General features: G+C 66.5%; 19 protein-coding genes. 12 read left to right on the forward strand and 7 right to left on the reverse strand.

Going from position 1 to position 19,721, the window contains the following annotated elements:
* Positions 1 to 107 precede the first annotated feature (107 nt).
* Positions 108 to 944, reverse strand: coding sequence for a transporter substrate-binding domain-containing protein (locus tag J4H85_RS05095; protein WP_208237537.1), 837 nt, complete (start codon positions 942 to 944; stop codon positions 108 to 110).
* Positions 945 to 1,238: 294 nt separating this feature from the next.
* Between J4H85_RS05095 and J4H85_RS05100 the strand changes: the two genes are divergently transcribed.
* The 4 genes from J4H85_RS05100 (at position 1,239) to J4H85_RS05115 (ending at position 5,716) form a co-directional block, all read left to right on the forward strand.
* Positions 1,239 to 1,796 carry a LemA family protein gene (locus tag J4H85_RS05100; RefSeq protein ID WP_208237704.1) on the forward strand — a complete coding sequence of 186 codons (558 nt, stop codon included), beginning with the start codon at positions 1,239 to 1,241 and terminating at the stop codon, positions 1,794 to 1,796.
* 21 nt (positions 1,797 to 1,817) lie between these two features.
* The gene (locus J4H85_RS05105; RefSeq protein WP_208237540.1) at positions 1,818 to 2,687 is read left to right on the forward strand and encodes a M48 family metalloprotease; all 870 of its coding nucleotides are present in this window, start codon (positions 1,818 to 1,820) and stop codon (positions 2,685 to 2,687) included.
* 3 nt (positions 2,688 to 2,690) lie between these two features.
* Positions 2,691 to 4,184 carry an MFS transporter gene (locus J4H85_RS05110; protein ID WP_208237542.1) on the forward strand — a complete coding sequence of 498 codons (1,494 nt, stop codon included), beginning with the start codon at positions 2,691 to 2,693 and terminating at the stop codon, positions 4,182 to 4,184.
* A 65-nt stretch (positions 4,185 to 4,249) separates the two neighbouring features.
* Complete coding sequence (locus tag J4H85_RS05115; protein ID WP_208237544.1) at positions 4,250 to 5,716, forward strand: aspartate ammonia-lyase; 1,467 nt, start codon at positions 4,250 to 4,252, stop codon at positions 5,714 to 5,716.
* A 48-nt stretch (positions 5,717 to 5,764) separates the two neighbouring features.
* Here the strand turns inward: J4H85_RS05115 and J4H85_RS05120 are convergent, their stop codons facing one another.
* Positions 5,765 to 6,631: a fumarylacetoacetate hydrolase family protein gene (locus J4H85_RS05120; protein ID WP_208237547.1), complete on the reverse strand. Its 867-nt coding sequence runs from the start codon at positions 6,629 to 6,631 to the stop codon at positions 5,765 to 5,767.
* 115 nt (positions 6,632 to 6,746) lie between these two features.
* Here J4H85_RS05120 and J4H85_RS05125 point away from each other — a divergent pair, with 115 nt between their 5' ends.
* Together J4H85_RS05125 and J4H85_RS05130 are read left to right on the forward strand one after the other, a co-directional pair.
* Complete coding sequence (locus J4H85_RS05125; protein WP_279592026.1) at positions 6,747 to 7,118, forward strand: FKBP-type peptidyl-prolyl cis-trans isomerase; 372 nt, start codon at positions 6,747 to 6,749, stop codon at positions 7,116 to 7,118.
* A 162-nt stretch (positions 7,119 to 7,280) separates the two neighbouring features.
* A complete protein-coding gene (locus tag J4H85_RS05130; RefSeq protein ID WP_208237549.1) occupies positions 7,281 to 8,750 on the forward strand; it encodes an NCS2 family permease in 1,470 nt (489 codons plus the stop codon).
* A 48-nt stretch (positions 8,751 to 8,798) separates the two neighbouring features.
* Here J4H85_RS05130 and J4H85_RS05135 read toward each other — a convergent pair whose 3' ends face one another.
* Positions 8,799 to 9,638, reverse strand: coding sequence for an inositol monophosphatase family protein (locus J4H85_RS05135; RefSeq protein WP_208237551.1), 840 nt, complete (start codon positions 9,636 to 9,638; stop codon positions 8,799 to 8,801).
* A gap of 21 nt (positions 9,639 to 9,659) precedes the next feature.
* Entirely contained in the window at positions 9,660 to 10,910 is a 1,251-nt protein-coding gene (locus J4H85_RS05140; protein ID WP_208237553.1) for an ammonium transporter, read from the reverse strand.
* 291 nt (positions 10,911 to 11,201) lie between these two features.
* On the opposite strand from J4H85_RS05140, the gene rpsO reads away from it, so the two are divergent.
* The gene (gene rpsO / locus J4H85_RS05145) at positions 11,202 to 11,471 is read left to right on the forward strand and encodes a 30S ribosomal protein S15 (RefSeq protein ID WP_208237555.1); all 270 of its coding nucleotides are present in this window, start codon (positions 11,202 to 11,204) and stop codon (positions 11,469 to 11,471) included.
* Between the two features lie 141 nt (positions 11,472 to 11,612).
* Positions 11,613 to 12,482, forward strand: a complete 870-nt coding sequence (locus J4H85_RS05150; RefSeq protein ID WP_208237557.1) for an ABC transporter substrate-binding protein — start codon at positions 11,613 to 11,615, stop codon at positions 12,480 to 12,482.
* Here the strand turns inward: J4H85_RS05150 and mmuM are convergent.
* The 3 genes from mmuM to J4H85_RS05165 all read right to left on the reverse strand — a co-directional run bounded on the left by mmuM (position 12,463) and on the right by J4H85_RS05165 (position 15,326).
* On the reverse strand, positions 12,463 to 13,389 hold the full coding sequence (mmuM, locus tag J4H85_RS05155) for a homocysteine S-methyltransferase (RefSeq protein WP_208237559.1): 927 nt from the start codon (positions 13,387 to 13,389) through the stop codon (positions 12,463 to 12,465). The genes J4H85_RS05150 and mmuM overlap by 20 nt on opposite strands.
* A gap of 75 nt (positions 13,390 to 13,464) precedes the next feature.
* Positions 13,465 to 14,856 (reverse strand): aspartate aminotransferase family protein, encoded by a 1,392-nt coding sequence (locus J4H85_RS05160; protein ID WP_208237561.1) that lies wholly within the window; start codon positions 14,854 to 14,856, stop codon positions 13,465 to 13,467.
* Positions 14,857 to 14,858: 2 nt separating this feature from the next.
* On the reverse strand, positions 14,859 to 15,326 hold the full coding sequence (locus tag J4H85_RS05165) for an Lrp/AsnC family transcriptional regulator (protein ID WP_307863430.1): 468 nt from the start codon (positions 15,324 to 15,326) through the stop codon (positions 14,859 to 14,861).
* 329 nt (positions 15,327 to 15,655) lie between these two features.
* Between J4H85_RS05165 and J4H85_RS05170 the strand changes: the two genes are divergently transcribed.
* The 4 genes from J4H85_RS05170 to J4H85_RS05185 are packed head-to-tail and all read left to right on the forward strand — an operon-like array spanning position 15,656 to position 19,711.
* The gene (locus tag J4H85_RS05170) at positions 15,656 to 16,864 is read left to right on the forward strand and encodes an ABC transporter substrate-binding protein (protein ID WP_208237565.1); all 1,209 of its coding nucleotides are present in this window, start codon (positions 15,656 to 15,658) and stop codon (positions 16,862 to 16,864) included.
* A gap of 3 nt (positions 16,865 to 16,867) precedes the next feature.
* Entirely contained in the window at positions 16,868 to 18,049 is a 1,182-nt protein-coding gene (locus tag J4H85_RS05175) for an ABC transporter ATP-binding protein (RefSeq protein ID WP_208237567.1), read from the forward strand.
* 4 nt (positions 18,050 to 18,053) lie between these two features.
* Positions 18,054 to 18,914, forward strand: a complete 861-nt coding sequence (locus J4H85_RS05180) for an ABC transporter permease (RefSeq protein WP_208237569.1) — start codon at positions 18,054 to 18,056, stop codon at positions 18,912 to 18,914.
* On the forward strand, positions 18,911 to 19,711 hold the full coding sequence (locus tag J4H85_RS05185) for an ABC transporter permease (RefSeq protein WP_208237571.1): 801 nt from the start codon (positions 18,911 to 18,913) through the stop codon (positions 19,709 to 19,711). Before J4H85_RS05180 ends, J4H85_RS05185 begins: the two co-directional genes overlap by 4 nt.
* Positions 19,712 to 19,721: the final 10 nt, after the last annotated feature.

Raw genomic sequence — 19,721 nt, forward strand, 5'->3', positions numbered from 1 at the left:
AGTCCGCCGCCCCCCCCGGGGGTGGGGGGGGGGGGGGGGGGGGGGGGGGGGGCGGGGGGGGGGGGGGGGGGGGGGGGGCCCCCCCCCCCCCCGACTGTGGAGTGCGGTTAGTTCTCGTCTGCCGATGCGGCGAGCTCGTCGAGCCACGGGGGCTGCTCGCCGAACCATTCCTCGTAGATCTCGGCGTAGGTGCCGTTCTCGATGAGGGTGGCGAGTGCGTCGTTCATCGCGGTCACGAGGTCTTCGTTCCCCTGCGAGACGGCGATGCCGTAGTCCTGAGCCTCGTAGAGGTCGCCGACGACCTTGAGGTCGGTGTCGGTGGTCTGAATGTAGTACTCGACGTTCGGCGCGTCGTACAGCAGTGCATCGGCGGATCCGCCTTCGACCGCGAGATACATCTGGTCGAGCTGCTCGAACGGGAGCGCCTCGGCGTCCGGCACGTTCTCGGCCAGGTAGTCGAGCGGCGCCGATCCGAGGCGCGAGGCCACGGTGAGTCCGCCGAGATCCTCAATGGCCTCCACCGAGTCGTTCGACTCGGGGACGGCGATGCGCGTGCCCGACTTGTAGTACGGATCGGTGAAGTCCACGGCGTTCTTGCGCTCGTCGGTGATGGTGATGCCGGCGATCGCGATGTCGAACGATCCGGTCTGCAGGCCGGGGATGATGCCGTCGAAGTTGGTGACCTCGAGGTTGACATCGAACCCGACCTCGTCGGCGATCGCGTTGACGATGTCCATGTCGAACCCGACGTGTTCACCGTCCTGCTCGAACTCGAAGGGGACGAACGAGCTGTCGGTGGCGACGGTGTAGCTGTCCTCGAGGTTGCCCGAGCCGCCGCCCTCGTCACCACCTCCGTCTCCGCCGGCGCAGCCGACGAGGCCGACGGCGAGAGTTGCTGTGGCGAGTGCGGCCACAGTGGTGGATCGGCGGGTGCGTGAGATCACAGGAAGAGCCTCTCTTCATTGGGGGGTCGTTGATCCCCAAGCTAGGGAGCGTGCGCAACGCCTGTCAAAGGCGGAGCCACTGAATTGCCGGTTCGATGGGCCCCCGAGGTGCGCGGTCGGCGAACCACTCCCGCGGTTTCACCGCGTTCGATCACTCACGGGGCGCGGAAAGTCACATTCCGATACCGATGGCTCGGGCATCCTCCCGAGTTCCGCCGAAATCATCAACCGGAGAACGGTCCCGCACAGCGAATTCGCCGGGCACGAGGCTAGGATCATCGCATGACTGGTTCCATGATCGCGCTTCTCATTGCGCTCGGCATCGTCGTCATTCTCGTCATCTACGTGTGGGCGACGTACAACTCGCTCGTGACGCTTCGCGTGCGCGTCGATGAGGCGTGGAGCGACATCACGGTGCAGCTGAAACGTCGAGCGGACTTGATTCCGACCCTCGTCGACACCGTGAAAGGATACGCCGCTCACGAGCGGGGAGTCTTCGAGTCGGTGACGTCCGCTCGAGCCGAGACCCTCTCCGCTCAAGGACCTGCCGAGGCGTCGGTGGCCGAGAACCACATGCAGGAGGCGCTGAAGAGCATCTTCGCCGTCGCCGAAGCGTACCCTCAGCTGCAGGCGAGCCAGAACTTCCTGCAGCTGCAGGGGGAGCTCGTGGACACCGAGAACAAGATCCAGGCATCGCGTCGCTTCTACAACGGTGGCGTCCGCGAGTTCAACACGAAGATTCAGGTGTTTCCGAACACGATCTTCGTGCGCGGTCTGGGGTTCAGAGAGCGAGACTTCTTCGAGGTCGAAGACGTGGCGTCCATCTCCGAGCCGCCCCGCATCCAATTCTGATCCCGCTGATAAGGAGGAGCGTTGTACCGGGCCATTCGGCGCAATAAGGTCAACAGTGTCCTGATCATCCTGTTCTTCCTGCTCATCGTCGGAGGGCTCGGATGGCTGGCGTCGGTGATCTACCAGTCTCCCGGCATCGTCATCGCGGTGGTCGCGATCTCGCTCGGGTACGCTCTCTTCCAGTACTTCGCGGCGGGCAAGCAAGCGATCTCGATGAGCGGCGCGCGGCGCATCGGCTCCGAGGATCACCCCCGCCTGTACCGCATCGTCGAAAACCTCTCGATCACCACGGGATCGCCGATGCCCGAGGTATACATCGTGGATGACCCCGCCCCGAACGCGTTCGCCACGGGTCGCGACCCCGAGCACGCGATGGTCGCGGCGACGACGGGATTGCTCGACATCATGACCGATGCCGAGCTCGAAGGAGTGATGGCCCACGAGCTCGGGCACGTCCGCAACTACGACATCCGCGTGAACATGATCGTCTACGGTCTGGTCGTCGCGGTCGGCATGATCGCCGACATGATGATGCGACTGGCGTTCTTCGGCCGCAACAACAACGGCAACCCCGTCATGCTCATCTTCGGGCTCGTGGCGATGATCGTGGCGCCCCTGCTCGCCACGATGGTCCAGCTCGCGGTTTCACGCCAGCGCGAGTACCTCGCAGATGCGACCGGCGCGCTCACCACCCGCCACCCGGAGGCCCTCGCGAGTGCACTGCACAAGCTCTCCGAGTACGGCAAGCCGATGCAGCGGCAGAACTCGAGCATGGCGCACCTCTGGATCGCCGACCCCCTGAAGCCGGGCCTCGTCCAGCGCCTCTTCGCGACGCACCCTCCGATCCCCGACCGCATTCGTCGACTGCTGGACAACGCAGACCGTTTCTGACCCATGTTCCGCTCCCTGAAGATCCGCAACTACCGCATCTGGTTCATGGGGGCCCTGCTCTCGAACATCGGTGCGTGGATGCAGGCGACCACGCAGAACTGGGTCGTGCTGACCGAGCTCACGTCGAACGATGCGGTCGCCGTCGGCACCACGATGGCGCTCCAGTTCGCACCGCAACTGCTTCTCGTGCCATTCAGCGGTGCGGTCGCCGACCGTTTCGATCGCAGACGCGTCCTGATGATCACGCAGACGCTGCTCATGCTGCTCGCGCTCGGGCTCGGCCTCCTGCTCATCTCGGGGCGCGCCGAGCTCTGGCACGTGTTCGGCTTCGCGCTCGCTCTCGGAGTCGTCAACGCGTTCGACACTCCGGCTCGCCAGGCCTTCGTGTCCGACCTCGTGGGACCGACGCAGCTGTCGAACGCCGTCGCCCTGAACTCCGCTTCCTTCAACTCGGCTCGGTTACTCGGCCCCGCCGTCGCCGGCGTGCTCATCGCCGTGGTCGGGTCGGGGTGGGTGTTCCTCATCAACGCGTTCTCGTTCCTCGCGGTCCTCACCGCGCTGGCGGCGATCCGGATCCCGCGCCGCACGATCGACGCCGCTGCCGCGGCGGAATCGCAGCTCACCCGGCTCGCCGCGGGATTCCGCTACGTGCGTCGCCGACACGACCTCGTCGTGATCTTCATCATGGTCTTCGTACTGGGGGCGTTCGGCATGAACTTCCCGGTCATGTCCTCCACCATGGCGGTCGAGTTCGGTCGAGGCGCTGGGGAGTACGGAGTGCTGTCATCCATCCTCGCGATCGGCTCGCTCACCGGTGCGCTGCTCTCCGCACGCAGACCGGCCGCGCGCATGCGCGTCGTCATCCTCTCCGCCGGAGGCTTCGGGTTGTCCTGCGCGATCGCCGCGGCGATGCCCACGTTCTGGACGTTCGCGGCGTCGCTCATGCTGCTGGGGTACTGCACCTCCACGCTGCTCACGACCGCGAACGGGTTCGTGCAGACCACCACCGACCCGCTCGTCCGGGGCCGCGTGCTCGCACTGTACTTCGCGGTGCTCATGGGAGGGACACCGCTCGGTGCTCCGATCGTCGGGGCGGCGGCGGATGCGCTCGGGGCGCGCTCGACGCTCTTCGTCGCAGCCGCGGCGGGACTGTTCGCCTGCGGCGTCGGGGTGGTGTGGTTGCTCACCGAACGCTCCTTGCGCCTGCGTATCGGACCGCGCGCCCGTGTCACCGTGACGCACGCAGGGCGGCCCCACGCTGGGCTCGATCCGGCGGAGCAGAGCGAAACGCTCACCGCGCCGCTCTCCGTCCTGCGACGCGGCCCCGAGCTCGTGATCCCCGCCGATTCCGCGCCGCAGGAGAGCCCCGCGGCGGCGGCGCTCACGGGAACCGTATCGCTCCCGGTCGAGGACGTTCCCGACGATCGCGGCGACGCTCCGCGGCGCCGCACCCGGGGCCCGGCGAAGGATCCCGAATCGCACGGGGGCGACGAGTAGGCTGGTCTGGTGCCTGCACGGCGGGAGGGCCGCTGTGCGCACTGAACCAGGAGTAACCGATATCCGTGAGTGATGCCCTGTCCGCCCAAACCCGCACCGAGACCGATTCGCTCGGGAGCCTCGAGATCCCGGCGAGTGCCTACTGGGGGGTGCACACCGCACGGGCGAACGAGAACTTCCCGATCGCTCGACGTCCGGTCTCCGTGTACCCCGACTTCGTGCGCGCGTTCGCGTGCGTGAAACAAGCCGCAGCCCGTGCCAACCATGAGATCGGGGCGCTCGATGAGCAGCGCGCGACCCTCATCGACCGCGCCTGCGAGGAGGTGCGCACCGGCATGCTCCACGACCAGTTCGTGGTCGGGGTGGTGCAGGGCGGCGCCGGTACCTCGACGAACATGAACGCGAACGAGGTCATCACGAACCGTGCGCTCGAGCTCGCGGGTCACCCGAAGGGTGATTACGGGTTCATCAACCCGAACGATCACACCAACATGAGTCAGTCGACGAACGACACCTACCCGACGGCGATCAAGATCGCGCTGGCGTTCTCGCTGCGCAGTCTGCTCGACGAACTGCAGCTGCTCTCGGACGCGTTCGCCGCGAAGGGTCGGGAGTTCGACCACATCATCAAGGTGGGCCGCACCCAGCTGCAGGATGCCGTGCCGATGACGCTCGGGCAGGAGTTCACCGCGTTTGCGGTGACACTGCGCGAAGACATCGAGCGGCTCGATGAAGCGGTCGCTCTCCTCGCCGAGGTGAACATGGGGGCCACGGCGATCGGCACGGGCATCAACGTGCCGCACGGCTACCGCGAGGCCGTTGTTCGCCAACTGCGCGAGAACACGGGCCTGCCGCTCGTCTCGGCCGGCAATCTCGTCGAGTCCACGAGCGATACCGGAGTCTTCATCACCTTCTCGGGTGCCCTGAAGCGGAGCGCGCTCAAGCTGTCGAAGATCTCGAACGATCTGCGTCTGCTCTCGTCGGGTCCGCAGGCGGGACTCGGTGAGATCAATCTGCCCGCCGTGCAGGCCGGTTCATCGATCATGCCGGGCAAGGTGAACCCGGTGATCCCCGAAGCCGTCTCACAGGTCGCCTATTCTGTCGCGGGGGCCGACGTGACGGTGTCGATGGCGGTTGAGGGCGGGCAGCTGCAGCTGAACGCATTCGAGCCGATCATCGCCCACTCGCTCTTCCAGTCGATCACCTGGCTCGAGCGCGCCTGCCGCACCCTGCGCGAGAACTGCGTCGACGGCATCACGGCGAACGAGGAGCGACTCGCCGACACGGTCGCGCGATCGGTCACCGTGATCACGGCGCTCGCGCCCGTTCTCGGCTACGCCGAAGCCGCAGCGCTGGCGAAGGAGGCGCTCCGCACCAATGAGCCGGTCGCCGACCTGGTGGTGGAACGCGGACTTCTGGGGGCCGCCGAGCTCGCGGAGCTGCTGCAGCCCGCGCGTCTCGCCGGGCTCACCCCGGAAGCGGGCGAGGTCGAGACGCTGGAGAAGCCGGTCGAGCGCCCCGAACAGTCCTGAATGCACCAGTGGGTCTCACCGGAACACCGGTGAGACCCACTGAGCGGTTCACGCCTCGACGCAGTGCGACGTGAGCGCGCCGATCTTCTCGATCGTCACCGTGACCTCGGTCCCCGGGGCGAGGAACAGCGGAGGAGTGCGCGACTTGCCGGCGCCGCCCGGGCTGCCCGTCGAGATGAGCGTGCCCGGCAGCAAAGTGAGCGACTGCGACAGCGATGCGATGAGCTGCGCGACCGAGCGGATCATGTACTCGGTCGTCGAGTCCTGCACGCGGAGATCGTCGACGTCCGTGGTGATCCGAAGTGCTTGCGGATCCGGGATCTCATCCGCGGTGACGACCACCGGCCCGACGGGGGTGAAACCGTCGAACGACTTGCAGCGCGACCACTGCGGCTCGGCGAACTGGATGTTGCGGGCGGTGATGTCGTTGATCGCGGTGTAGCCGAAAACATAGTCGAGCGCCTCGTCGACGGACACGTTCTTCGCCGGCTTGCCGATGATGACACCGAGCTCGCCCTCGTAGTCGACCTCTTCGCTCAGGTGGGTCGGCAGCGGCACCTCGGCACCGTGCGCGTTCAGCGAGTTCGGGAAGAGCGAGAACAGCACGGGACCCGAATCGTTGTCGAGACTCAGCTCACTGGCGTGCTCGTCGTAGTTGAGCCCGACCGCGAGCACGATCGGCGGGTCGACGACGGCCGGGGCCGCAGTGGTCTCTGTCATCGCGACTGCGTGGGCCCCGTCCGAGTCGGCAACGGCGGACCGCACCCGTTCGAGCTCCTCGGGACCCGCGGCGATGAGCTCCTGCAACGTCGCGGCCGCGCAGCCCAGACGGCTCACGGGCGTCGCGAATTCACCGTCGACGACGACGAGCTCGGGGTCGGTGGCGGGGGAGAGGCTCAGATGCGCGAATTTCACGTGTCCAGGGTATCCGATATCCCTCGGTGCCTTCCGCCCGCCTCTTCCCGGTGCGCGGGTTCCTCTGAGAGCGAAAGCCCGAGACTTCGCGGCACGACCGCGAGAGAATGCCCGTATGACTGACGCAGCACTGACCAAGCCCGAAATCGACTTCCCCGACGGCCCCCCGCCCGCCGAGATCGAGGTCATCGACCTCGTCGAGGGCGACGGCGATGCGGCAGAGCGCGGTTCGACCGTCGAGGTGCACTACCTCGGTGTCGACTACGAATCCGGTGAAGAGTTCGATTCGTCGTGGAGCCGCGGCGAGACGATTCGATTCCCCCTGCGGTCGCTCATCGAGGGGTGGCAGATCGGTATTCCGGGGATGCGGACGGGCGGGCGACGCAAGCTCATCGTTCCGCCGGCGCAGGCGTACGGCAACGCGGCGGGGCATCCGCTCGCCGGGAAGACGCTGATCTTCATCATCGACCTCGTGTCGGTCGGCTGACCGACATCTTCTGCACCAGCGGCGCCCGGCGGATCCTCGGATCTGCCGGGCGCCGCTCGTGCGAGTGGTAGCGTTTCTCTTCGGGCGTGCGCGTCGACGCGCGCCCGCGTGCGCGCCGGAGAGGCGGTGCTCGTTCGTGCAGGGAATGAGGTCGGGGAGAACGTGACAGCCACAGAGACGACGCAGCCGGGCGGGGCCGAGGCACCGAAGCACTCCGGGTTCCGCGGCGGTATCGACCGCTACTTCGGGATCACCCAGCGCGGTTCGACGTTCGGGCGCGAGGTGCGCGGCGGGCTGGTCACGTTCGTGACCATGGCCTACATCGTGGTGCTGAACCCCATCATTCTGACGAGCGGCGTCGACGTCGACGGCAACCAGCTCGCGTTCCCCGCGGTGAGCGCCGTGACCGCGTTGACCGCGGGCGTCATGACGATCTTGTTCGGCGTGGTCACCCGATTGCCGTTCGCCTTCGCGGCCGGACTCGGCATCAACGCCTTCCTGGCGTTCTCGGTCGTGGGTCAGGTCACCTGGCCCGAAGCGATGGCGCTCGTCGTCATCAACGGTTTGCTCATCGTGCTGCTTGCGGTGACCGGGTTGCGTCGCATGATCTTCGACGCGGTCCCCGTCGAGTTGAAGCTCGCGATCACCGTGGGCATCGGCCTGTTCATCGCCTTCATCGGCTTCGTCAATGCGGGCTTCGTGACGTCGACGGGTGAGGCGTCGCCACCCGTGGGTCTCGGCGTCGGGGGATCGGTCGGCAGCGTGCCCACCCTGATCTTCGTCGGCACGCTCGTCATCACGGGGGTGCTCGTGGCGAAGCAGATCCGCGGCGGACTGCTCATCGGGCTCGGCACCGGCACCGTGGTCGCGGTGATCGTGGAGGCCGTCTGGCACCTCGGTGCCGTGGCGGACGGCAATGCCGGCGGATGGAGTCTCACGGTTCCCACCCTGTCGGGTGCTCCGTTCGCCCTGCCCGACCTGAGTCTCATCGGCGCCGTCGACTTCGACTTCGGACGTGTCGGCATGGTCACCGTCGTCATGCTCGTCTTCACGCTGCTCTTCACCAACTTCTTCGACGCCATGGGCACGTTCACCGGCCTGTCGCGCGAGGCCGGGCTCGCCGACGAGCGCGGCAACTTCCCGCGCCTGAAGTCGGCGCTGGTCGTCGAGGGCGTCGGGGCCGTCGCCGGAGGCATGACGTCGGCGTCTTCGAACACGGTGTTCGTGGAGTCGGGTGCCGGTATCGGGGAGGGGGCCCGGACCGGGCTCGCGAACGTCGTCACCGGCCTCGTCTTCATCGCCGCGATGTTCCTCACCCCGCTCACGCAGGTCGTGCCGACGGAGGTGGCCGCTGCCGCCCTCGTCGTGGTGGGCGCGATGATGATGGCGCAGGTGAAGTACATCGACTTCTCGCAGTTCAATGTGCTGCTGCCCGTCTTCTTGACGGTGACGGTGATGCCGATGACCTATTCGATCGCGAACGGCATCGGTGCCGGCTTCGTCGCCTGGGTGCTCATCCACGCGCTCGGAGGGAAGGCCAAGCAGGTGCACTGGCTGCTGTGGGTCGTCGCGCTGGGCTTCGTCGTCTTCTTCGCGCGCGGCCCGATCGAGGCGGCGCTCGGCGTCGCGTAGATCGCGCGAGCGCGACGCCGGCCGCGCCGGCCGGTCGTGACGCCGCGTCTACGCGTCGGCGCCCGACAACCCGAGCGCCGCGTGGAGGCGCGACGCGAGATCCCCGTTCGCCGCGACCAGGTACGGTTCGCCAGGCGGCGTGGTCGCGTCCGCGCCGAGCAGTTCGGCACCGGCTTCGCGCGCGATGAGCGCTCCCGCGGCGTAGTCCCACGGCTGGAGCCCGCGCTCGTAGTACGCGTCGAGACGGCCGGCGGCGAGCAGGCACAGGTCGTACGAGGCAGCCCCGATGCGCCTGATGTCGCGGACCCTGGGGATCAGCTCCGAGACGATCCGCGCCTGTTCGGTACGCCGTTCGACGGTGTAGCCGAATCCGGTGGCCACGAGCGCCTGGGCGAGTTCGGTCTGCGCGGACACCCGGATCGGCGCGCCGTTCAGGCGAGCACCCCCTCCGGCGTGTGCCGAGAAGAGTTCATCGGTGCGCGGATTGCAGACCGCGCCGGCGATGGCGCGCCTGCCGTCCGCGAAGGCGTCGGGATCGGCGACCGTCGCCGCGACGCTCACGGCGTAGGCGGGAATGTTGTAGAGGTAGTTCACGGTGCCATCGATCGGATCGAGCACCCAGGTGATACCGCTCGCGCTCTCTCGCCCGGCGCCTTCCTCACCGAGAATTCCGTCTGCGGGCCGCTCGGCGATCAGCGCCTCGGTGAGCATGCGCTCCGCCGCCTGATCGGCGGCCGTCACGACGTCGACGTCGCTGGACTTCGTGGCAGCGACGTCGACCCCGCGCTCCCGCATCTCCAGGATCTCGGTCGCCACGTGCTGGGCGAGTCGGGATGCGAGTGATGCGAGTGCGGCGGGGTCGACGTCGGGGCGAGCGGCTGCGGTCATACTCCGAGCCTAGTCCCGTGATTACGGGGCGCTGACGAGGCGTCCCTCTTCTTCGCGCTGTTCGCGGAGCTCCTCGGCGGTCAGCGCGTACGCCTCTTCGCCGTGTGCGACCGGATCGATGCCGGCGTCCTCGACCGCTGCGGGGACGCGGAGACCCGTGATCGCCTTGACCGCGAACGCGATGAGCAGCGAGACCACGAAGGAGTAGATCATCACTCCGACTACCGAGATCGTCTGGACGAGGAGCAGGCCGGCGTCTCCGCCCATGAAGAGGCCGTCGTCGAAGGCGAAGAAGCCGAGGTAGACGGTACCGATGATGCCCGCGACCAGGTGCAGGCCGACGACGTCGAGCGAGTCGTCGTAACCGAGTCGGTACTTCCAGTCGATGGCGAACGCGCAAGCGCCGCCGGCGATGATGCCGAGCAGCAGCGCCCAGACCGGCGACAGGTTGGCCGCCGAGGGGGTGATCGCCACGAGACCGCCGATGGCGCCAGAGGCGGCGCCGACCACGCTGGGCTTGCGTCCCCGAATCGCATCGACGAGCAACCAGCCCACGATGCCGGCTGCGGGAGCGCCGATCGTGTTCACGAGGATCAGGCCCGCTTCACCCGCTTCGGTCGCTGCACCGGCGTTGAAGCCGATCCACCCGAACCAGAGCAGTGCGGCGCCGATCGTCACGAGGGGCAGGCTGTGGGGGCGGTGCGAACCCGGTGCGAAGCCGCGACGCTTCCCCGCGACGATCGCGAGAGCGAGAGCTGCGGCGCCCGCGTTGATGTGGATCGCGGTGCCTCCGGCGAGGTCGATGACTTCGGGAGTCCCGAGCATGTCGCCGAGCTGCATGACCCAGCCGCCACCCCAGACCCAGGAGACCACCGGGAAGTAGACGAGCGCCGCCCAGACGCCGGAGAAGAGGATCCAGGAGCCCAGTCCGACGCGATCGGCGATGGCGCCGGAGATCAGCGCCGTCGCGATCATCGCGAAGGTCACGCCGAACCCGATACCGATGAAGTCGGCCTGATCGGTGGCGACCAGTCCGAGATCCTTCATGGGGCTGCCGGCGAACCAGCCGGTCTCGCCCTCGGCGAAGTAGCTCATGCCGTATCCGAAGAGGATCCAGAGCATGCCGACCACGCCCATGGCGCTGATGCTGAAGAGCATCATGTTGACGACGGACCGCACGCGAACGAGTCCGCCGTAGAACAGCGCGAGGCCCGGGGTCATGATGAGGACGAGCGCGGTGCTCGCGAGCATCCAAACGTCTGTGGCTTCCATATGAGGCACCTTTCTCTCGGAGCACCGAGTGTGAACGTGGCATCAGTCTCCGATGGGTCTGTTTCGCGGGCGTGTCATCATCGTTTCCCTGCCGTAACCGTGCCGTAACCGTTTCGCGACGGGGTCGGGCGAGCGGACGCGGGGAGTCTGCACGACCCGTTCGGCATCGGATCCGCGCTGCGCAGACGAAAGGTGCTAAGATACTGAGGTTGCCGTCAGAACGGCCGCGGAGAAAGAGAGCACCAGCATCGGGCTGGTCGCGCCGCGCAACGACAGAAAGGGGACCGCCATATGGGACTGAATGCAGAGGTCAAGAAGGCGATCATCGATGAGTACGCGACCACCCCAGGTGACACCGGTTCCCCCGAGGTCCAGGTGGCGATGCTCACCCGCCGCATCACCGACCTGAACGAGCACCTGAAGGACCACAAGCACGATCACCACTCGCGCCGCGGTCTCCTGCTGCTCGTCGGCCAGCGTCGGCGTCTGCTCGGGTACCTGCAGAAGGTCGACATCGAGCGCTACCGCGCCCTCATCGGGCGTCTCGGACTGCGCCGCTAAGTCTGCTGCAGGGATCGGCGATACTCGCCTGAGACACTGCGAAGCGCCTCGCTCCTCCGGGAGCGGGGCGCTTCTGCGTTCAGTGCGTCACCGCGTGTCACACACGGGCTGCGAAGCTCCAGCGAACGCCAGAATGGACGAGTGAAGCGCCGACACCTTGCTCCTGCTGTCCTCGCTGCAGCGACCCTCGTGCTCACCGGTTGCGTCAACACCGACGTCGCTGGGGGAGACGCAGCGACGCCGGACGCGGCTCACGAGGCGCGCACCTGGAGTGAGATCGAAGCGTCCGGTGTGCTCAAGGTCGGCACGATCGTCGACTACCCGCCGAACGAGTTCAAGACCGATGACGGCGAACCGACAGGGTGGGCGGTCGACCTCGTCGCGGCGATTGCGAGTGAGCTCGGGCTCGAGGTGGAGTGGGAGGTCCTGCAGTTCGACAGCATTCTCCCGCGCATCGAGGGCGGAACCATCGATGTCGGGGTTGGCTCCTTCGGGGACACCCTGGAGCGGCAGGAGGCCGTCGACTTCGTGAATTACTCCGAGGCCGGCACGCTCTGGGCGGCGCAGCCGGGCAGCGACGTCGATCCCGACGCCGCCTGCGGCCTCACGATCGCGGTGATGGCGACAGGCACGCAGCACCTCATCGAACTGCCGGAGCGGGACGCCGCCTGCCGGGAGGCCGGCGAGCCCCCCATCGTGATCGAGCCCTACACCGGACAGCCCGAAGTGACGAACGCGGTGGTGCTCGGCAAGGCGGACGCGTTCTCCGCCGACTCGCCGGTGACGATCGACGCGGCGAGCCAGCTGGACGGGGAACTCGAGGTCGTTGGCGACCTCTTCGACACCGTTCCCTACGGCTTCCCCGTGGCGAAGGGCAGCGATCTCTCCCCGCGGCTCGCCGACGCGCTGCAGCGCCTTATCGACGACGGAACCTACCTCGAGATCCTCGAGCGCGGCAAGTCCGAGGGCGGCGCCATCGAGGCGGCGACGATCAACGCGGGGACGGAGTAGCCCAGCGCTCTACGCGGTCCGCGATTCGCTCGATGTCCTCGGTCGTGACCCGGCAGCATCCGCCGATGAGACGGACGCCGCGGTCGAGCCAGCCCTCGACGTAGGAGTCGATGGGGGCGGGATCGCCGAACCAGGAGCGGGTATCCGGATCCCATGTCTCTCCGGTGTTCGGGTAGGCGATCAGCGGCTTCGCGGTGCGCTCGCTGAGCGTTCGGATCGCCGCGTCGGCGTCGCGGAGCGACGCGCAGTTCACACCGACCGCGCGGATCTCCTTGGTGCGGTTCGCCCAGTCGGCGACGTCGGCGAGCGACGCGCCTGTGCGCAGGGCGCCGCCGGTGCCCACGGTCACGCTGAGCAGGGCGGTCGCACCCGAACCGGCGAGCTCGCGGCAGATCGCCTCGACCTCGACGAGTGCAGGGACCGTTTCGAAGAGCAGGGCGTCGGGGCCGGCCGCGGCGAGGACCTCGAGGCGGGGACGGTGCCATCGGCGAAGATCATCGACGTCGAGGTCGTAGTCGCCCGTGTACTCGGTGCCCTGACCGGGTGAGGCGCCGTAGGGGCCTATGGATGCCGCGACCCACGCCTGCTCGGGCGTCAAGCCGGCATCGCTGCGGGCCCGGCGAGCGATCTCCACGCTGGATCGGAGCAGCGCGTCGACCTCGTCGCGCTCGGCCCGCTCCGACGCGAAGCCCTCGTACGTGACCTGGTACGAGCAGGTCGTCGCGATGCGGGCGCCGGCGGCGAAGAAGTCCCGGTGCGCTGCCAGCACCTCATCGGGCCGATCGCGCAGCAGTTTCGCTGACCAGAGCGCGGAGACGACCGAGTTGCCGCGGGTTTCCAGGTGGGTGCCGAGGCCTCCGTCGAGGACGACGGGGCCTGCGGCGATGGCGTCGAGGATCGCTGGCATGCGCACCAGTCTAGAGAAAGCGGACGGCCCGCCCCACCGCAGTGGGACGGGCCGTCCGGGTGCTCGAGAATCCGCTCAGATCTTCGAGGACGCGTCCTTGAGGACGCTGCGGAGGATGCCGCCGATCTCCGCGAACTCCGACTCTCCGATCGTCAGCGGAGGAGCGAGCTGGATCACCGGGTCCCCACGGTCGTCGGCGCGGCAGTAGAGGCCGGCTTCCCACAACGCGGGCGAGAGGTAGTCGCGGAGCAGACGGTTCGACTCTTCGTCGTTGAACGTCTCCTTCGTCGCCTTGTCCTTCACGAGCTCGATGCCGAAGAAGTAGCCCTCACCGCGCACGTCGCCGACGATGTCGATGTCGAGCAGCTTCTCGAGCTCGGCCCGGAAGAGCGGGCTCTTCTCGCGTACGCGCTCGTTGAGGCCCTCCTCCTCGAAGATGTCGAGGTTCTCGAGCGCCGCGGCGGCGGCAGCGGGGTGACCGGCGAACGTGAAGCCGTGGTAGAAGGTGTTGTCCTCCGACTGGAACGGCTCCGACACGCGGTCGGCGACGATCATCGCGCCGAGCGGCACGTAACCCGACGTGATGCCCTTCGCCGAGGTGATGATATCGGGCTCGTAGCCGAGTGCCTTCGAAGCGAAGAAGTCGCCGACGCGACCGTAGGCGCAGATGACCTCGTCGCTGACGAGCAGCACGTCGTACTGGTCGCAGATCTCACGGACGCGCTTGAAGTAGCCGGGGGGAGGCGGGAAGCAGCCGCCGGAGTTCTGCACGGGCTCGAGGAACACGGCCGCGACCGTGTCGGGCCCTTCGAAGAGGATCGCCTCTTCGATGCGGTTCGCAGCCCACTGTCCGAAAGACTCGAGCTCGGTCGGAGCGCCCATTTCTTCGGCGCGGTAGAAGTTCGTGTTCGGCACGCGGTGACCACCGGGGGTGAGCGGCTCGTAGAACTTCTTCATGTCGGGGATGCCGGTGATCGCGAGGGCGCCCTGCGGGGTGCCGTGGTACGCGACCGAGCGGGAGATCACCTTGTGCTTCATGGGCTGGCCCTTGAGCTTCCAGAAGTGCTTGGCGAGTTTGAACGCCGACTCCACCGCTTCACCGCCGCCGGTGGTGAAGAAGACCTTGTTCATCTCGCCGGGAGCGTAGCTCGCGAGGCGCTCGGAGAGTTCGACGGCTGCAGGGTGCGCGTACGACCACAGCGGCATGAAGTCGAGCTGCTGCATCTGCTTCGCAGCGGCCTGAACGATGCGTTCGCGGCCGTGACCGGCGTTCACGACGAACAGGCCCGCGAGACCGTCGATGTACTCCTTGCCGGCGGCGTCGTAGATCTTGTGGCCCTCGGCGCGGGTGATGACGGGGATGCCGTCGTTCAGCACCTTGCGCGAGGTGAAGTGGGGCCAGAGGTGGCTCGACGCCTTCGCCTGCAGGGCGGCGGTGTCGAATGCCGCAGTCGGATCGTAGGACATGGTTATCGTGTTCCCCAGTCGTATCGTTGTTTTTTGAGTTGGAGGTAGACGAACGTCTCGGTGGAGGCGACGCCCTCGATGGCGCGGATCTTGCGGTTGAGCAGTTCGATGAGATCATCGTCGTCCTCGCACACCACTTCCGCCATGATGTCGAACGAACCGGCGCTGAGCACCACGTAGTCCACTTCGGGCATCTCGGCGAGTTGATCCGCGACGGCGCGGGTGTCCCCGCTGGCGCGAATGCCGAGCATCGCCTGGCGACTGAACCCGAGTCTCATCGGGTCCGTCACCGCGACGATCTGCATGACGCCACCGTCCGTGAGCTTCTGCACGCGCTGGCGCACGGCAGCTTCACTGAGACCCACCGCCTTGCCGATCTCGGCGTACGAACGACGGCCATCGGTTTGCAACTGCTCGATGATGGCCTTCGACGTCGAGTCGAGGTTGGGTTGAGTCCGTTTCGCGCTCACGCTGATGATTCTGTCATTCGGAACGAGAAAAAGCAAAGGATTTCGTCGTCGAAGCGTTCTTTCGGTGCGCATATTCTCAGCTGTGGGATCGTCGAGAGATGTCTTGCGGCATGTGCCGCGCCTCGGCGGATCGATCCTGGACGAGAGCGGGGAGCACCCCGGAATCCGTTGTATCGTCTCATCGCGACCGATGAAATCGTCACTTTCGGCCGAAGAAGCGACTTCTTTGATGAAGTTTCTGTTTCAAGCGCGCGTTCGATGTGGCGCTGGGGGTGACGATATGTCATTCTCTGAACGTCCACATGTGGAGATCACGAGGGAGTGTGCTCATGGCCAGACGTATGCCCGAAGACCCGATGGTGCGCAAGCTCATCGGCATGATGAACGGTGCGCAGTTCAATCGCAGGTCGCTGCTGCGCGGTGCGCTGCTCACCGGGGCAGGGGTGGGTGCCGCGACGCTCTCCGCCTGCGCGAGCGGCGGCGGCACGGGCGGAGATGGGTCCGCGGGCAGCATCGTCTGGGGCAACTGGACCTACTACCTCGATTACGATGCGGATACGGGCAGTTGGGCCTCGCTGGACGCGTTCATGGCGGACACCAATATCGACGTGAACTACATCGAGGACATCGACGACAACAACACCTTCTTCGGCAAGATCAAGGATCAGCTCGCGCTCGGCCAGTTCACCGGGTACGACACGATCACGTTGACGGACTGGATGAACGCGCGCCTCCTCGAGGCCGAGGAGATCCAGGAGTTCGATCACGCCAACATCCCGAACCTCTCGAACCTCCTGACTTCGCTCGTTGACAGTCTCGACGTCGATCCCGGCCGGAAGTTCACCATCCCGTGGCAGGCCCCTGCTTCGGGCTTCGTCTGGAACACCGAGGCTGTCCCCGACGGCATCAAGACGCTCGACGACTTCCTGAAACCCGAACTCAAGGGCAAGGTGGGCGTGCTCTCCGAGATGCGCGACACCATGGGCATCATCATGTCGGCGCAGGGCGTCGATATCGCGGGCGAGTGGGGCGACGCGGAGTTCGACGCCGCACTGGCCTGGCTCGACGACGGCATCAAGAGCGGCCAGATCTCGCAGGTGAAAGGCAACTCCTACACGCAGGATCTTGAGACCGACACCACGCTTGCCGCCATCGCCTGGACCGGCGACATCGCGGCACTGAACTTCGAGCAGGGTGATCGCTGGACGCTCGAGGTGCCCGAGTCCGGCGGCGTGATCGCTGCGGACTCCTTCACGGTGCCGAACGGCACGAGCGCAGAGAACAAGGCCCTCGTGGAAGAAATGATCAACTACTACTACCAGCCCGAGGTCGCGGCGCAGGTCGCCGACTACGTGCAGTTCATCACGCCGGTCCAGGGCGCGCGCGAAGCCATGGAAAGCGTCAATCCCGATCAGGTGGACAACCCGCTCATCTTCCCTGATGACGAGATGAACTCCCGCCTGCACGGCTTCCGTACGCTGACCCCGCAGGAGGACAACCAGTTCACCTCGGCGTTCCAGTCCGTCCTGGGGCTGTAGGCCATGGTCGACGCGCAGAAGTTCGCGGAGGCGGGTGCTGATCTGAGGCTCGCCGGCATTCGCAAGGAATACCCGGGGTTCACGGCGATCGATGGCGTGGATCTCACCATTCCCGCCGGATCCTTCTTCGCCCTGCTCGGTCCGTCAGGGTGCGGCAAGACGACGACGCTCCGCCTGGTCGCCGGTCTCGAGGAGGCTTCGGCCGGTCAGATCCTGATCGGCGGCAACGATGTCACGCACCTGAAGCCGCATCGTCGGCCCGTCAACACCGTGTTCCAGTCGTACGCGCTCTTCCCGCATATGACGGTGCTCGAGAACGTCGCCTTCGGTCTGCGTCGGCGTCGAGTCGGGGATCCGCTGGCGAAGGCGCATGAGGCGCTGAAATTGGTCGAGCTCGATCACGTGTCCGATCGCAAGCCCGCGCAGCTCTCCGGTGGACAGCAGCAGCGCGTAGCCCTGGCCCGGGCGGTCGTCAACCGGCCGGCGCTCCTGCTGCTCGATGAGCCGCTGGGCGCTCTCGACTTGAAGCTGCGTCGCCAGATGCAGCATGAACTCAAGGACATTCAGCAGTCCGTCGGGCTGACGTTCCTGCACGTCACGCACGATCAGGAGGAGGCGATGACGATGGCCGACACGGTCGCCGTCATGAATCGGGGACGCATCGAACAGATGGGCGCGCCGGAGGCGCTGTACGAGCTGCCGCGCACGGTCTTCGTCGCGAGCTTCCTGGGCCAGTCCAACCTGTTCCGAGTGTCCGTCACCGGTGAGAACGAGAATGCGATCCACACCGACCTGGGCGGCCAGCGCATCACCGTGGCGAAGTCGCGCACCGAACGGACGAGCGGAGAGATCACGGTCGGCGTGCGGCCGGAGAAGCTGCGGCTGCACCACTCCGAGCCCCAGCCTCAGGCCGGCGTGAACGTGCTGGGCCCCGGACGCATCACCGATGCCGCCTTCATCGGTGTGAGCACGCAGTACACCGTCGAATCGCCGGTGCTCGGATCGGTGCAGGTCTTCGCGCAGAACGTGGAGGCCGGGCCGACAGCGTCCGCAGGTCAGGACGTGTGGGTGAGCTGGCTCGCCGAGCACACGTTCGGTCTCGCAGACGACCAGCTCGATCCCGGTGCGCTGACGACCGAATTCTCGACGCAGGTGATCGCCGCTCAGGGCGAGACGGTGGCATAGCGCCATGGCGTTCGCAGCATTCGCCTCGACCGACACCGAGGTCAGTCAGGCGCCGCGCAAGCGGCCCTGGATCGCGCTCGCGCTGCTCGCTCCGGGCATCGCCTACATGCTCCTGTTCTTTCTCGCCCCGTTCATCCAATTGGTCATCACATCGGTGCAGACCGCAGCCGACACCGGCGGCATCGGGGAGTACGTGCAGGCGTTCCAGATCGCGAACTACGCGACGGCGGTATCCGAGTACTGGCCCCAGATTCTGCGGTCCTTCGCGTACGCCCTCATCGCCACCTTCGTGGGTCTGCTCATCAGCTATCCGCTCGCGTACCTCATCGGCGTCACCATGCGGCCGTTCCCCATCGCGCAGGGGGTGCTGCTGATCCTCGTCATCGCGCCGTTCTTCATCAGCTTCCTGCTGCGTGCGCTGGCCTGGAAGCAGATTCTGCCCGCGCAGATGATCGGCACGGATGCGGCGGTCATCTTCGGCCTGATCTACAACTTCATCCCCTTCATGGTGCTGCCGATGTTCTCGTCCTTGCAGTCGCTCGATCTGAAGCTCGTCGAAGCGGGTTCAGACCTGTACGCGTCGCCGGTGGCCACGTTCTTCAGGGTGACGCTGCCGCTGTCGATGCCAGGCGTCGTATCGGGGACTCTCCTGAGCTTCATCCCGATGTCGGGCGACTACATCAATGCCTCTCGCGAGTTCTTCGGGTCGACGAGCACGACCATGATCGGCAACGTCATCGAGGCGAGTTTCCTGCAGACCCAGAACTATCCGATGGCGGCCTCGCTGTCGGTGATCCTGATGGCCACCATTCTCATCCTCGTCGCCACCTACGTGCGCCGCAGCGGAGCGAAGGATCTCCTGTGAATCGATTCAGTCTCGGCAAGCTCTTCGTTCCCGTGGTCGCCGCGATCACGCTCATCTACCTGCTCCTGCCGATCGGGCACGTCATCCTCTTCTCCTTCAACGACGCGGGCCGCAACAACATCACCTGGCGCGGGTTCACCCTGGACAACTGGTCGAACCCCTGCGGGGCGCCGGCCGTCTGCGAGGCGTTCGGCAACAGCATTCTCATCGGCACGGTCGCCACGATCGCCGCCACCGTGATGGGCACCGCGATCGCGATCGCTCTGGTTCGATACCGGTTCAAGTTCAGGTCCACGATCAGCCTGCTCCTCTTCACCCCGATGGCGACCCCCGAGGTCGTGCTGGGTGCAGGACTCGCCGCGCAGTTCCTGCTCGCCGGCGTGGAGAAGGGCCTCGGCACGATCATCATCGCGCACACGATGTTCTGCATCTCGTACGTCGTGGTCGCGGTGAAGGCGCGCGTGGCGAGCCTCAGTCCCGCGATCGAGGAGGCCGGGCGGGATCTCTACGCTTCACCGGCGCAAGTGTTCTGGCGCATCACCCTGCCGATGCTCACCCCGGGCATCATCGGTGCCGCGCTCTTGAGCTTTGCGCTGTCGTTCGACGACTTCATCATCACGAACTTCAACGCGGGCACTGAGAACACGTTCCCGAAGTTCATCTACACGTCAGCGTTGCGCGGGGTCCCAGCGCAGGCGAACGTGCTCGCGGCCATGGTGTTCATCGGTGCGCTCGTGCTCGTGATCGTCGTGCAGATGACCCGGATCTCGCGGCAGAAGCGTCTCGCCCAAGCGTAGCGAGTAAGCT

Origin of the sequence: Leucobacter tardus (assembly GCF_017583045.1) — a bacterium.
GTDB lineage: Bacteria > Actinomycetota > Actinomycetes > Actinomycetales > Microbacteriaceae > Leucobacter > Leucobacter tardus.